At 39.7% G+C, this 13,734-nt stretch carries 16 protein-coding genes and 1 tRNA gene; 3 read left to right on the top strand and 14 right to left on the bottom strand.

Going from position 1 to position 13,734, the window contains the following annotated elements:
* Nucleotides 1-21: 21 nt before the first annotated feature.
* Nucleotides 22-696, bottom strand: a complete 675-nt coding sequence (rppA, locus tag PLEUR7319_RS0115075; RefSeq protein WP_019506061.1) for a two-component system response regulator RppA — start codon at nucleotides 694-696, stop codon at nucleotides 22-24.
* Between the two features lie 101 nt (nucleotides 697-797).
* On the opposite strand from rppA, the gene PLEUR7319_RS0115070 reads away from it, so the two are divergent.
* The gene (locus PLEUR7319_RS0115070; protein ID WP_019506060.1) at nucleotides 798-1,148 is read left to right on the top strand and encodes a hypothetical protein; all 351 of its coding nucleotides are present in this window, start codon (nucleotides 798-800) and stop codon (nucleotides 1,146-1,148) included.
* 693 nt (nucleotides 1,149-1,841) lie between these two features.
* Entirely contained in the window at nucleotides 1,842-2,795 is a 954-nt protein-coding gene (locus tag PLEUR7319_RS0115065; protein ID WP_019506059.1) for an ion channel, read from the top strand.
* Nucleotides 2,796-3,071: 276 nt separating this feature from the next.
* Here PLEUR7319_RS0115065 and PLEUR7319_RS41325 read toward each other — a convergent pair whose 3' ends face one another.
* The 11 genes from PLEUR7319_RS41325 to PLEUR7319_RS0115010 all read right to left on the bottom strand — a co-directional run bounded on the left by PLEUR7319_RS41325 (nucleotide 3,072) and on the right by PLEUR7319_RS0115010 (nucleotide 10,990).
* On the bottom strand, nucleotides 3,072-3,236 hold the full coding sequence (locus PLEUR7319_RS41325) for a hypothetical protein (RefSeq protein WP_019506058.1): 165 nt from the start codon (nucleotides 3,234-3,236) through the stop codon (nucleotides 3,072-3,074).
* A gap of 546 nt (nucleotides 3,237-3,782) precedes the next feature.
* Nucleotides 3,783-4,904 carry a shikimate kinase gene (locus PLEUR7319_RS0115055; protein WP_019506057.1) on the bottom strand — a complete coding sequence of 374 codons (1,122 nt, stop codon included), beginning with the start codon at nucleotides 4,902-4,904 and terminating at the stop codon, nucleotides 3,783-3,785.
* Nucleotides 4,905-5,268: 364 nt separating this feature from the next.
* A complete protein-coding gene (locus tag PLEUR7319_RS0115050; RefSeq protein ID WP_019506056.1) occupies nucleotides 5,269-7,011 on the bottom strand; it encodes a serine hydrolase in 1,743 nt (580 codons plus the stop codon).
* Between the two features lie 151 nt (nucleotides 7,012-7,162).
* Nucleotides 7,163-7,528, bottom strand: a complete 366-nt coding sequence (locus PLEUR7319_RS0115045) for a VOC family protein (protein ID WP_019506055.1) — start codon at nucleotides 7,526-7,528, stop codon at nucleotides 7,163-7,165.
* A gap of 47 nt (nucleotides 7,529-7,575) precedes the next feature.
* Entirely contained in the window at nucleotides 7,576-8,028 is a 453-nt protein-coding gene (locus tag PLEUR7319_RS0115040) for an N-acetyltransferase (protein WP_019506054.1), read from the bottom strand.
* A gap of 23 nt (nucleotides 8,029-8,051) precedes the next feature.
* The gene (locus tag PLEUR7319_RS0115035; RefSeq protein WP_019506053.1) at nucleotides 8,052-8,261 is read right to left on the bottom strand and encodes a hypothetical protein; all 210 of its coding nucleotides are present in this window, start codon (nucleotides 8,259-8,261) and stop codon (nucleotides 8,052-8,054) included.
* Nucleotides 8,262-8,451: 190 nt separating this feature from the next.
* Nucleotides 8,452-9,027 (bottom strand): hypothetical protein, encoded by a 576-nt coding sequence (locus PLEUR7319_RS0115030; protein ID WP_019506052.1) that lies wholly within the window; start codon nucleotides 9,025-9,027, stop codon nucleotides 8,452-8,454.
* Between the two features lie 44 nt (nucleotides 9,028-9,071).
* Nucleotides 9,072-9,153, bottom strand: a tRNA-Leu gene (locus tag PLEUR7319_RS0115025).
* A 51-nt stretch (nucleotides 9,154-9,204) separates the two neighbouring features.
* Nucleotides 9,205-9,756 carry a Spy/CpxP family protein refolding chaperone gene (locus PLEUR7319_RS38175; protein WP_237743580.1) on the bottom strand — a complete coding sequence of 184 codons (552 nt, stop codon included), beginning with the start codon at nucleotides 9,754-9,756 and terminating at the stop codon, nucleotides 9,205-9,207.
* 121 nt (nucleotides 9,757-9,877) lie between these two features.
* Nucleotides 9,878-10,294 (bottom strand): hypothetical protein, encoded by a 417-nt coding sequence (locus PLEUR7319_RS0115015; RefSeq protein ID WP_019506050.1) that lies wholly within the window; start codon nucleotides 10,292-10,294, stop codon nucleotides 9,878-9,880.
* Nucleotides 10,295-10,345: 51 nt separating this feature from the next.
* Nucleotides 10,346-10,990: a sigma-70 family RNA polymerase sigma factor gene (locus PLEUR7319_RS0115010; protein WP_019506049.1), complete on the bottom strand. Its 645-nt coding sequence runs from the start codon at nucleotides 10,988-10,990 to the stop codon at nucleotides 10,346-10,348.
* 81 nt (nucleotides 10,991-11,071) lie between these two features.
* On the opposite strand from PLEUR7319_RS0115010, the gene PLEUR7319_RS0115005 reads away from it, so the two are divergent.
* Nucleotides 11,072-11,347 (top strand): HNH endonuclease, encoded by a 276-nt coding sequence (locus tag PLEUR7319_RS0115005; protein WP_019506048.1) that lies wholly within the window; start codon nucleotides 11,072-11,074, stop codon nucleotides 11,345-11,347.
* A 118-nt stretch (nucleotides 11,348-11,465) separates the two neighbouring features.
* Here the strand turns inward: PLEUR7319_RS0115005 and PLEUR7319_RS0115000 are convergent, their stop codons facing one another.
* Nucleotides 11,466-12,383 carry a DUF1338 domain-containing protein gene (locus PLEUR7319_RS0115000; RefSeq protein ID WP_019506047.1) on the bottom strand — a complete coding sequence of 306 codons (918 nt, stop codon included), beginning with the start codon at nucleotides 12,381-12,383 and terminating at the stop codon, nucleotides 11,466-11,468.
* Nucleotides 12,380-13,696, bottom strand: a complete 1,317-nt coding sequence (locus PLEUR7319_RS0114995; RefSeq protein ID WP_019506046.1) for an acetyl ornithine aminotransferase family protein — start codon at nucleotides 13,694-13,696, stop codon at nucleotides 12,380-12,382. Before PLEUR7319_RS0114995 ends, PLEUR7319_RS0115000 begins: the two co-directional genes overlap by 4 nt.
* Nucleotides 13,697-13,734: the final 38 nt, after the last annotated feature.

Genomic DNA, 13,734 nt, shown 5'->3' with positions numbered 1-13,734 from the left:
TTTAATTGACATCGTTAATCTTCATCCTTCATTCTTTAAGCGATAACCTATTCCATAAACTGTTTCCAACCAATCTTTTGCGCCTACTGCTGTAAGTCGCTGTCGCAATCTTCTGACCAAAGTAGTTACGGCATTACTTTCCGGTTCGCTTCCCCAACTCCAAAGCGCCTGCTCTATTTGATCACGAGATAACACTTGCTGAGGATGACGCATGAGATATTCCATCAGTTGAAATTCCCTAACTGAAAGTTGAATTTGTACTTTTCCTCGTTCTAAGCTTAAACTGGTCAAATTAAGCTTTAAATCTGCTAATGATAGAGTATCTCCTTGCCATAAGGGGGATCTTCTACCCAAAGCTCTTACTCTTGCCAGTAATTCTAAAACATCCACCGGCTTGACTAGATAATCATCAGCTCCTGCATCTAAACCTTTTACCTTATCCGTTGTTGTATCCTTGGCAGTTAGCATTAATACTGGTGCAGCATTACCCAAATTACGATATTGACGGCAGATATCCACGCCACTAACTTTAGGTAACATCCAATCTAGGATCAACAGATCGTAATCTTTCTCCTTAATTAACCAAATTGCCGTCTCTCCATCCAAGACGGCATCAACTATATGTCCAATCTGAGTTAATGCTACTTGTAAAGGTTCTAACTGTGCTGGATCGTCTTCGACTAACAGAATTAACATCCTTCATTTATCATTGATCGTCTACTATTTATGATGACAAGCATTTAATTTTGTATGTTTTCTACTCAATATCTATTCAATAATTTAATATTGAATCAAAGATGCTACGTATAGAGTTTTGGCTATCTTTACCCCTATTAGGATTAGCTTTTTGGCTAGTTAGCGGATTAGTGACAGAGCATAGCTTAAACTATAGCGATCGCTCTGTAGAATCATTTAAAATTACCCCGGATCAAGCCGAACCAGCTAATAAAATTCTGTCGATCAAAGTCATGGTAGATCGCGATCGCAATTTATCTAGTGTCAAAGTAAAACAGGCAACTCAAGTTTATCAACAGCAGGAATTTGAATTAGCAACTACAGAATTAGAGCAAGTTGAAACAGCTATCAGTCAAAAGCTCGGTTTACCTCCCGAAAAAGTTAGACAGCTATTGCGTTATCAAGTTAAATAAGGTACTTATTGAGTTCTGTGGATTGAGTGCATCCTAAGTTATGTAGTAGTTGACACACTCTCATCCTAAATCAAAGATTTAGAATGAGATTCTCAAGACTCACGACTTGAGTTTCCTGCTTATTTCAGTTCGGCTCTTAACTAACTACGCACTCAAGCATCACCCTAAAATGACTCATGTTTCACCCCGTCAGACCGCCACCACAGGCAACTTAGAAACTGGTTTCTGATCCAGCCCATCCCATGCCCTGGGACAAAATATGTTTTAAATTGGAACTCTTAAAGTTTTACCTAGCAAGAGGATTTGAGGTCGAGACACGCTGAGGTCTCCCCAGCATGTGTAATCGACCTGTTGACTTCAACAAAAGTCAATTAGTTGCTAGAACCACATACTTTAACTATTCAATTTACTAGGTTCTGTACGCAGTCCAGTAATTTAAACTCGTGTCGCGTACAAAAGTATTATACAACGGCTACAACCCTTGTTAGATGAAGATTTCATGTCAAATATGTAAACCCATCCCCTTCGTATTTAAGTTCGATTCACCACCCACTAAATTCCCATCCTTTAAATTTAGTAGGTGTACTCTCTCACACGAAGATAGAAAAACCAATATGGATAAGAGGTTTTCAAATATCAGTAAAATTAATCTTGAGTCTTCATAGCTCCTAGCTCCTAGCTCATAAGAATTTTATGCTACCTCCACCAAATCCCAGAAAAAGACCTTATTTGACAAAAAATCAAGGCAAATATTCTCCAGGGCCCCTAAGCGATCGCAATTTATCCAAATTTCGAATTAATTTTCATGATGGACGCTTTGAAATCCCTGGTGCAGAAGCTTGGTATAACTATTTGCAAGAACCATATTATTTGCTTCTAACTATTCCTTGGTGGGGTTTTTTACTGTTAATGACTTTGTCCTATGTAGCAATTAACGTTATCTTTGCTATTGCATACCTAGCAGGAGGAGATTGTATCGAAAATGCTACTCCTGGTTCATTGGGAGATGCCTTTTTCTTTAGCGTGCAAACTTTAACTTCCATTGGCTACGGCTCAATGTATCCCACCACTACTTACGCAGATATTGTAGTTACAACAGAAGCCTTGATAGGAATTACGGGAATTGCTCTAATGACTGGATTGGCTTTTACCAAATTTTCCCAACCAACGGCGAGAGTGTTATTTAGTCAGGTAGCTACTATATCTAATTACAATGATATTCCTACTCTGATGCTGAGGGCGGCCAATCAACGCCGTAACCAAATAATTAAAGCCGAAATGCGGATCTATTTGATGCGAGATGAAGTCAGCACTGAGGGGGAATATATGCGCCGATTTTACCTGCTCAAGCTATTACGTAACCAAACACCTAGATTTACTCTGAGCTGGACAATCATGCATCAAATTGATGAAAGTAGTCCTTTGTGGGGTGCTACTGCTGAATCTTTGGCACAAACTAAAGCTATGCTGGTGGTTTCGTTAAGCGGTATTGATGAGACTGTCGCCCAACCTATTCATGCTCCCTATTCTTATGCTGCAAGCGATATACTTTGGGGACATCGTTTTTCAGAGATCATTCATCAAACCCCTGAAGGACATCACTTCATAGACTTCACTGACTTTCACGACACCAAACCTTTAGATTGACACTCCGATAAGGTCGAGGTAGCTGTTTCCAGCATACCCCTCCTTTCCGAAACCGTGCTTGTTGTAGGATAGGTTGCCAGCGAGTTATCTTAGTCGATACTTTTCCAACAACCCTCCTCCAAACTACGCATGACCGTTTCCGTATCACGTAGCTTTCCAGTAACATTTACGTTTGAGGGCTTGACCATCGTAGCGACCATATTGAATGTTGTGGTGACAGTCAATCAGGATATTGATGGCTTTAGAGCCAATGAGGAAAGTTTTCTCATAACGGTTTCATCTGACTTTTACGGAAATCAATGAATTTAATAAAAGAGTCATGCGATCGCGAAAACGAAGTAAAAACCGGATAGCAGCGATCGCTATTTTGGTAAATTGTCCCAACCACAAACCAATACCACCCAAGCCAAAATGAAAGCCTAAAAAATAACCTGTAGTCAAGTCGATACACCAAAAGGCAGAAATATTTAAAAGTACGGGAATACGAGTATTTTGAAGTCCTTACAGTACACCATAGGTGATTTTTTGTACCGCATCTAAACTTGGCTCAAATTAGTTGAATTAGCCAAACAACTAACAGTTTACATCTATATTTATCTATTCGTTAATTAAGGTTTCCAAGGCTTTAGAGACAATAATGAAAATTGTCTTATAACAGTTTTATCTGACTTCCACGGAAATCAATGAATTTATTAAGTAGTGGTAATTTTGAATTATGAATGGCGTTCCATATTCCTTGAATAGAGGAATAATATTTTCCCAGATCATCGGATAGTTTATTTGTTGGAGTACTCTAAGACAAGAGAGATGTTTATTAACATCTCTCTTTTAAAACTATTAGTAGAATTGATAGTTGACTTTATAAACCAGCAGTTTTATAAGTCATTTTGCTGGCGATATTTATAACTTTATTTATGACAGTAATCATAGGTTAAAATTGATATTCAATGCTGTGATTTGGAGCACATAACCTACGAGATTTCTCTATTAACCTAAATTAGGATTGGTAAATTCTAAGCGTTTTATAATTTCATCCTTGGTTTCGATGGGCATTCGCTCTTTGGTGTATACTATGTGCTTTGCTAAGTCTTGGTTAGAAGGATGGATAATTAAAAACCTATTTGCTTCCATGCCATTGATGAGCAGAGTATTTCGCTGACGTAGAATGGCAACAGATTCATCTAAATCTGGTGACGGTATTAGTAACACTATATTAGCGTAAGGAGCTAAAAGTTCGCGGACGCGTTCAAAGTCTTCATCCCGTTCATAAATAGAATGTCCTGCTCCAAAGTCAATTACGCAGTCCTGATATTCATTAAGAAGACGCTCTACTGCATGTAGATCGTATTGCTTCCAGTAATGATAAACCCCTGCAAAACCTTCATTCTCTGCTATTTGTTTTTGTTTTTCTTTACTCCATCCTATTTCTTCATAATATTTCCAGCGCAACCGATCCATAGATATCTGAGGCAGATCGAGTTTTTGAGCCAACAGTTGGCCAATTGTGCTTTTTCCTGCTCCCATTGCACCAATTAAAATGATTTCTGAAGCATTTGGGTCGATGTTTGCCAGGATTTCCTCACTAGTTTGTTCTGGCGTTTTGTTTTTGGTATGAAAAGTATACTTGGCTAAATCATAATTGGAGTGATGGGTGAGGAAATGCTCGTTTATTTCCTTGCTGTTAATGATAACGCGATCGCGTTTCTTTAATATTTCTAGGGATTCTGACACATCCTCTGATGGCAGCAGTAACACCACATTACAAGCCTCTAGAACTCGACTAACCCGTTTGAAAAGCTCATCATCATCGTAAACTGATTGTAATGCTCCCAGCTCGATTACATAGTTGGAATGCTCGGCAACACCGCACGCGATCGCATGAGCCTCAAAAGGCATCATATAGTTGTAAACTCCATCGGCTTGGTTATTATCCCAGGCTTGATCGCGTAGTTCTTCCTTATAGCCTATCTCGTGCCAGTACTGCTCAGATACTTCCCATAGATTAATAAAAGGTACTTTTAGCTGCAATGCTAACAACTTCCCAACAGTGCTTTTACCTACAAAACGAGGACCAATCAGAATAATTGGCAGTTTTTTTGAAGTAAGCACAGATTGCTTGCAATCATTTACGTTATTATTGGTTGACATAAAAAATTTTTCAAGAACTACAGCAATGAATTCGGAGTTGGGAATTTGGAGTTCGGAGTTGGGAATTCGGAGTTATAGTCATTCCAATTAGTTGACCTATGATGAGAGATTTTGTTAGACAGATAATTATCGTAGGGGCGAATCGCGATTCGCCCTTACACAATCGTATGGTTTTTATTTGGAATGACTATATAATTTCTTATGGTAAATAATCAGGAATTCAAGCATCTATAAAAAATTTCAAAGTTTTTAGCTTTATTGAATTCAGGTTGAATAGTGACAAACAAAAGGAAAGTTTTGCTTGATTAAATTAAATCGCCCTACTTCAGCAACGTTTTAATATGTATTCGCCTGACGGATCTTTCTGTTTGAGAGCCGATACCTGTCCGTTTTCCATCACAAACTCGAAGGTCATATCAGAAAAACGCTGGACGCGAAACGTAAAGTTATTGTAGGGAATCAGTTTTTCTTCTGGCTGTTCTGGAACTGCTAGGTAGAGAAAATTATCTTGTTTTAGAACAACCTGAAACTTAAAGTCGGTGGGTGTTTCGTATGTTCCTGCAAGCTGCGCTAATAATTGCAAGTCCAGAGTTTCAGCCTGACGGGTAAATATTTCTTCTGCCTCACTTATGGACATAGCTGCTCGATCAACATCACCTTGAGGATTGGTCAGGAAATTTACTGATCGCTTGCCGTAACGCTCATCATCTGGTGTATCGAAGCGGTCATAGTGAAAGTGAGTCAGGGGAAGATTAATCCTGCCAAAGTTGAATTGAAGATTATTATCTTTCATGGCAATCTTGAGAATGCCATAGGCTGGATGTTCATATTCACCAACATAATCGGCTAAAGAATGGGAAGGATTGGTATTGGCAACTCGATCTTCACCGGCTTTAGAACGCGCTTCTTTGCCTGCTTGTTTAGCCTTGAGTCTTATATCCAGCCAGCGATCGCTCCAAGGAGTTGGCTCCAGATCTAATAGACGTTCGTAAATGTTGTAGGTGACGATATCGCTTAGGGATGCACAATGATCACCGATTGCGAAAACAATTGCGCCGAGTTTCGACTGAGGGAGAAAAGATATCTGAGAGTGAAATCCATCGATAGCACCCCCATGATAGGTCAATAAATGCCCGCGATAAGCTACAGTTTCACGACCCATGCCGTAAATAGGGTTAAGCAATTCCCACCAGTCATAGGTTTTACCTAATACATTGGACAGAGCGATCGCAGGTTCTAGAGTGGCATTGAGTATATTCGCAGGGAGAACTTGCCGATCAAAATACTTTCCGTCGTTCATTAATGCTATGAGCCAATGGGATATGTCCTCAATATTAGAGACAATTGCCCCTGCGGGAGCTATGGCTTCTATTTCTTCATAGTGGGGAATCTGATAAATCTCATCACTTTCTCGTTTTTCGTTGAATGGTACCCCATAGTCTGATTGCTGAACCATATCCGCAATGGTATAGACACTGCTGTCCATTTCTAAAGGCTGAAATATTTTCTCCCGGACAAATTCTTCCCAAGTTTTTCCTGAAAGAAGTTGGATAATATAACCAACAGCAGCATACATCAGGTTGTTATAGAGAAATGTCTGTCGTAATGGTGCCTCTGGTTTTAGGTATTTAAGGCGATCAAAGATATCCTTACGAGTTAATGAGTCCTGATGATACCAGATCCCATCGTGGCGAGTGATACCAGTACGGTGAGCTAGCATATCCCGCAGGGTTACAGTATTATCTAGCTCACGGTTATAAAAGCGAATTGTCGGCACGGCGTCGCTGATCGGCTCATCCCAGGTTAACTTGCCTTCTTCTACCAATATTCCCGCAGCGATCGCGGTAAAAAGCTTGGTATTGGAACCGATGGAAAAGAGTGTTTTCGAGGTAAAGGGTAACTTTTCTGCGTAGTTGCGATCGCCATAGCCTTGAGCAAAGACTAACTTATCTTCTGCCACAATTCCGACACCAACTCCTGGTGCATTCCAGTCTTGCAGGAGCTTCTCCATATAAGCATCAAAATCTTGAAGCCGATCAACAATATCTATATCTTGTAATCTATTCACTGTTTTTTTCTCTCATTAGTATTAAAATTGGCTTGACTATGCTTTTACTTAAATAAAAAGCGTTAAGTGCTGCACGTAGCCGATCACCTTTGGCTTTCAATAATTTTTGGGATTTAATTCGCTTTTAATGTGTGAGTATATTTTTACTTGTCTATGGCGATGCATTTATTTCTGACCAAACGGCATATTCGTTACCACTAGGATCACTAAAGTGAAAACGTCTGCCTCCTGGAAATGAAAAGATGGGCTTGACAATCAAACCACCAGCATTCTCGATCTTTGATTGAGTTTGCTCTAACTCTTGGCTATAAAAAACTACAAGTGCGCTGCCATTTTCAGTAGAGGCAGTTAGATCGGATTGAAAAAAGCCACCATCGATACCAGCATTGGAAAAAGCTGTATATTCCGTACCATAATCTTCAAAAGTCCAACCGAAAACTTGAGTAAAGAAAGCTTTCGTAGCTTCTATATCTTTGGCAGGGAATTCAACGTAATTAATTTTTTCGTGTTTATTCATGACTTTACTTTTGTTTTACTACTTCATATGTCAGTTGAACAAAAGTTTCAGAGGATTAGTCTCATTATTGCCTCCTCTTCTTCATATTCCCCCGTCAATTTAAAACCTAATTTTTCATAGAAACCTTGTGGGCTTCCCTCACCTTGAACAACACTTGTTAGCAGTTCAGTAGCATTCGGTCTAGTCTTGACGCGATCGATTAGAAGTAACAGTGAGCGGCGACCGAAGCCCATACCCTGATATCGAGCATCAATCATGAAACGCCACAAATAATATTCTGATTCCTCTGGTTTATCCTCTAACATAAGAAAGCCAACAGGCGTGGTGTCAGCATAGATAGCTCTAAACCAAGCATATTCAGAAAAGTATGCTTGGGCGATGGACATGGCGTTTGGCGCTACAAATTTCTGCTGCTCATCACGAACTGAGAGGTTACAAATCGTGCGAACACTGTCAGCTGTGATTTCACGAAGAGTTACCTTACTACGATTTGACGGCATGGTTTTATAGTAGGGTAAATTGACTATGGATTATTTTTAATAATGTCGTAGCCTGTGACTACTTTTGAACCATCAGGGTATACTGTCCAAATCCACTCTACTGATTCATCTTCAGCTACTTCAACACTAATTATTGTTGAGGGAATATTGATTGCATTAATGGATAAAGAGAAGGTTGATGAAGGTGCGGTAACAATCCTTTTTTTTCTTTCTTGGTTGTAAGTAACAATCATAATTCTTAGTTATTGTTGCTCAATTATCTAGATGGTAAAGGGATTCGCCCTAGCTAATAGCTAATAGCTTTTTAGGGTATTCAAAATAAGTCTTTTTTTTGGAAAGATATCACTAAATTTTGCGTAGGTTATTTTCTGTGGTTACAAAATGTAATTTTTTGTATATACTAATTGCGATGATACAACTCATTTACTTCTGGTTACTTATTACTTGAGCTGCGGGCAACTTAATTTGTTGGGGGCTGATAGCCAGTGATTTTTGTGATTTTTGTTTTAGTTGAGCAATATCTTGTAAAATCTGCTCCTGTTGCTGTTGAATTTTATCCAAACGAGCCACAATTGCTGCTAATTGGTCTGAATCACTGATTACTTCGTAGTTAGTGATTGTGGTATTGGAGGAGGAACTTTTAGACTTGGCTTCCCAGCCAATTAAAAATTTAACCAATAACAAAGGAGATCGCAGAATCCACAACCACATTCGATCAATAGTATTGGCGATCGCACGATAAATCGTTACCAATAACCTTGTTACCAAAATGGCTACTATTAAGCCAGTAATTAAACTAATGACAGGATGACTGACTAGCCACTCGATCATAGGGTGTTGTGCAAGCCAACTATTTAAATAAGTAGAGATGGAGTTACCTAATTTATCCACTAAATAATTATCTAAAGTAATTGCTTTTTTGATAACATTTTGCTGAAGATAAGATGACGTTATTGACTTGATAGGAGCAAAATGGTCGGCTAGATCTTGGTATAACACAGTACTAAGAGTCTAAATTGCGCTCTAGTTGAATGTTAAAAAAATGCGGATGGCGAGAATCGAACTCGCAAGGCGTGAGCCACACGCCCCTCAAGCGTGCGTGTCTACCAATTCCACCACATCCGCGTATTAGCATTATCTAATTTATCACATATTTTAAGTATATTGTTTTTCCAGTTATTGAGCTAGATGAGATTCCATTATTTCTCTAAACTTCTGACGTTGCGAAAGAGTTAATATTTCTCTGGTAGCTAACATACTCTCAAAGCGCAATTTTTCTATCTCTTGACGCAGGGCTAATAATTGCTGATTTTTAGCTCTAATTAATTCAACTGTTTCTGTTCCTACCATCATGTCCGACAACTGTTGTTGTAACACGGTCAAGCTCTGTTTTTTTTGGCGTATTTTTTGCCTATATTTGCGGTGGATTTGTCTAATTTGCTGTTGTTGTTCGCTAGTCAGATTAAGTTGCTGAAGAAGGTTGAAAGGCTTTTGAGACTCTGTTACTGATACAGAACTATCGGCTATGGTTATAGCAACTTTAGAAAGATAAAATACAGCTTGCGCTCGTTGATTGGCGATTTTTTCACCCCAAGCGAGATGATTTTTGGGGTAGGGTGCACGATTAGCTTTAGCAGAGCGTAGAGTGCAATCACTTTTGTCTTCTTCAGAAAAAAATAGCTGTGAAGCAGCTAGCACAGGAGAGCTATGAAGCATGAAGAGTGTCATAGCAGTTATAGATAATGAATATTGCCATCGCATCGAAAACATATTTATGTTCGGTGATATATGAAAAAAATAAAATATATTATCTATTGATTTAAAATTGATTTAAAAATTTAGTTTTGATCTAATTAGCAGAAACAGATAAAGCTGGCTGGGGTTCGTATACGGTAGGTAGTAGCCAATAGTTTTCAGTTTCTTCTGTAGCAGCGTAATAGTTATTGTCTAGAGTGTCTTGCCAATTATTAACCAAGAAATTTTCTAGATCTTTAGGTTCAACAGCAATCCGAGGAGTTCTCCAGCCAAAACTAACAGTGGTAAATAAAAATCCTGTAGCGATTAGCTTCGCTGGCGATCGCAATGCGCTAGTACTAGAAATAATCCAATTAGATTTAAAATCACGTGTATGTCCTGGAGTTGCTCGTGGTTCAAGGGAGTCGATTATGGTCTGTTCTAAATCGGGGTGACTTTGAGGCGGCATTGGTCGATGATGCTGTAAAAAACTGACGAGATTTTGGTGGTTATCGTTGTTTAAGTTAGTCATGATGTTATTCCTAATGATTGAAAAAATGATTAAAAAATACATATTTAATCTTTAAAAAGTTAGCCCTTTTTGTTCTAAAAATTTTTTAAACGAATTTCTGGCATGAAATAAACGAGATTTAACTGTTCCCACAGGTACATCTAGAATTTCGGCTACTTGTTTTTGAGGTAAATCTTCTAAATCGTGCAAAACTAAAACAGCACGATGGTCAAAACTGAGATTATTTAAACCCCTTTGCACCAGATCTTGATAATGCAAATGCATTAAATCTGGTGTATCTTCGATATTAGATAAATTTTTACTGTAACTTAACTGATCTTTGTCCTCAGACTTTTCATTAAAATTAGTTTGTTCTCGACCTCTAGCTAATTTACGCCGTTGATCGGTCGCTACATTCCAGCTTATGCGATATAACCAAGTAGCAAAATATTTAGTTGTTCTGAGTTTAGGTAATCCTTTCCAAGCTCTTAAAAAAACCTCCTGAACCAAATCATCTAACATAGATTTGCCACATAGCTGATAGATAGTTGAGCGCACTCGATGTTGATAGCGTTGATAAAGCAGACGAAAGCTTTGGCGATCTCCTTGCTGACAAAGTAAAACTAATTTTTGTTCTGATTCTTGTTCTGTCTGCACGCCTGTTTCTGATTCTGCATCTGCTGCAATAGCCTTTTCAGTGGCTAACGTTTCGCTCATCTTCAAGAAATACTTAGTTCTTTTTCTTTAGACTGAAGACAGTTAATCTTGGTTCAATTTCTCATCAATTATTTTTCTAGTATGCCCTGTCAATTATGCGATCGCGATGTTAAGCAACTTACGGTTCACCATCTCATCCCCCGACAAACAGTAAAGCGCAAGCAGGCAAATTCGGGAGCGACCATTGATATTTGTTCTCCTTGTCATCGGCAGCTTCACTCTCTTTATACCAATTTAGAATTGGCGAGACAACTAAACACCATTGATAAGCTTAAATCTGAACCTAAAATGCAGAAATTTTTGGGCTGGATTAGAAAACAAGACCCCCAGAAAAAAGTTCGTATTCGTCGGAAATAAGTAAACGCTTGGTGTGAATTAGCTATGTTCATTTGATTTTCTAGCTATCAGCCATCAGCTCTCAGCTCTCAGCTATTTAAGGTAAATAAATTTGTCTAATTCACATGAGACATTTGACTTATTTGGCTTTTGTCATGTCAAATAGATGTTGTGCTTGAGGAGCAATAAAGCCTTCAAACAGGGTTTGGTTTCCAGTGCTATCTGGGACAAGATAACGTTCTGCCAGTTCATAATAGGCATAGCTCCAAAGCATCTCATCTAAGTGTCCATGCTTATTTAGAACGGGAACTGATTCAATCACAGATTGAGTTGCAGTTTGCTTTAAACCACTAGCTTTTCCGCCTTCAAAGCTATCTTTCATTGGCACTCCTTGATTAGCTAGAGCATGAGCCGTACTTTCAAGATCGGGATAGATGGGGGTATTCTGACGATTAACGTAACCAGTGAAGTGATTCACACTGTAGCCATGCAAAAGTACCCAGGCTCCATACTGGCTAACTTCATTAACTTCTTCTACAGTAGTTCGTTTGGGCGGTGTCCAAGGGCGAGTAAAGATAGAAATCAGAGCTTTGGCGATCGCTTTTTCATCTTGCTGTGATGGAAGAGATGATTTTTGCCAAGCAGGTAGAGAGGAGAACGAACCAGATTGCACTGTATCTAGAATCGACTGAGCAATTGATGATGGTAATTGCTCTACAATCAGTTCGCTAATAAAGAGTTTCGGCAGATCGTATTGATCTTGTTCAGGATGACGATAGTGACGAGCATACAGATGGCGATCGCGAAAATGATATTCTCCTGCTGCCTCGTAGCCTAACCATTGCACAATACTTTCTAAGTAAGGAATTCCTAAATTTATCTTCCCGTCCGTACTATCCACCTCTAGTCGCAAGGAACGGAAGGCAATATGATCGTTAGCAACTGTGCCTCCTGCTGCTTGGATCATATTTTCATAGACACGGGCGTAGGCAACTCTTTGACGATAAATTAACCAGAGTTGAGTCCATAGTTCTTGAGCCAGGCGTGGAGAGTTCATGGGTAATTTTTCAGTATTTTGGTCAGAATATTTAAAGCGATATCAATCTGCTCGGCTGTAATTACCAGAGGAGGACAGAAGCGGATTGAAGCGCGACCGCAGCCAAGTAGTAATAGACCCCGATAAAAAGCGTCTTGGAGCAGGCGATCGCGAGTAGCAGTATCAGGATTACCATCTTGGTCAAAGATGTCGATTGCAACCATCAATCCTTTACCGCGAGGCAGCGAAATATAATTAGAACTTGTAGATAACTGGGTTAACCCTTTTTGTAACTGTTGCCCTCGTTCCTCAGCGTTCTCCATTAAGCCATTTTCCAATAGTTGCAAGGTAATATTAGCTGCTGCACAGGCTACTGGATTGCCCCCAAAAGTATTGGCGTGGGAACCAGGAGGCCAAGTCATAATTTCTGACCTGGCTATTACCGCCCCCAAAGGTAAACCACTGGCAATTCCTTTTGCTACGGTAATGATATCGGGCATCACCCCCCAATGTTCAATAGCAAATAGTTTTCCCGTGCGTCCCATACCTGATTGCACTTCATCAACAATGAGTAGGATTTTATGGCGATCGCATATCTCTCGCAATCGTTGCAAAAAGCCATCATCGGGTACTATATAACCTCCTTCTCCTTGAATTGCTTCAACCACAATGGCAGCTACATCTGAAGGCGGTAGCATCGAGGTGAATAAAGTTTGCTCTAGATAATCTAAACTAGCGTGAGTGCCATAAGGAATATGGGTTACTCCTGGGACTAAAGGACCAAAACCCTGCCGTTGGACAGATTTAGAGCCAGTGAGAGACATTGCTCCATAAGTACGTCCATGAAACCCACCCAGAAAAGCAATTACCCGCCAACGCTGAGTATAATACCTGGCTAATTTTAAAGCCCCTTCCAGGGATTCAGCGCCAGAGTTAGTAAATAATACTCTTGCCTTAGAACCTTGATCGGGCTGGGGAAATGGGGCTTTTGCCACTAGGGTCTCTGCTAGCTCCATCAACGGTTCGTAATAAAAATCCGCCCCACACATATGCAATAGCTGTTGTGACTGATCGTTAATTGCTTGAACAACTTGGGGATGAGCATGACCCGTAGCTGCCACAGCAATTCCGGCAGTCATATCCAAAAAGATATTTCCATCCACATCTTCAATTAAACAACCTTCACCTCTTTTTACCACCAGGGGATATTCTCGGGTGTAGGAAGGTGAGGTAACAGCGCGATCGCGCTCAATGATAGCCTGGGCTTTAGGACCAGGAAGGGACGTGACTAGTTGGGGTCCTTGAAGATTATGGGAGTGGGTTACAGTTTGCATAGGTATAACTTGGATCGGAGTTTATTGTAGGGGCGAAG

The sequence above is a fragment of the Pleurocapsa sp. PCC 7319 genome (assembly GCF_000332195.1).
In the GTDB taxonomy this organism is placed as follows: Bacteria; Cyanobacteriota; Cyanobacteriia; order Cyanobacteriales; family Xenococcaceae; genus Waterburya.
Note: the sequence above shows the minus strand (reverse complement) of the source record. Positions and strands in the feature narration are given on the sequence as shown.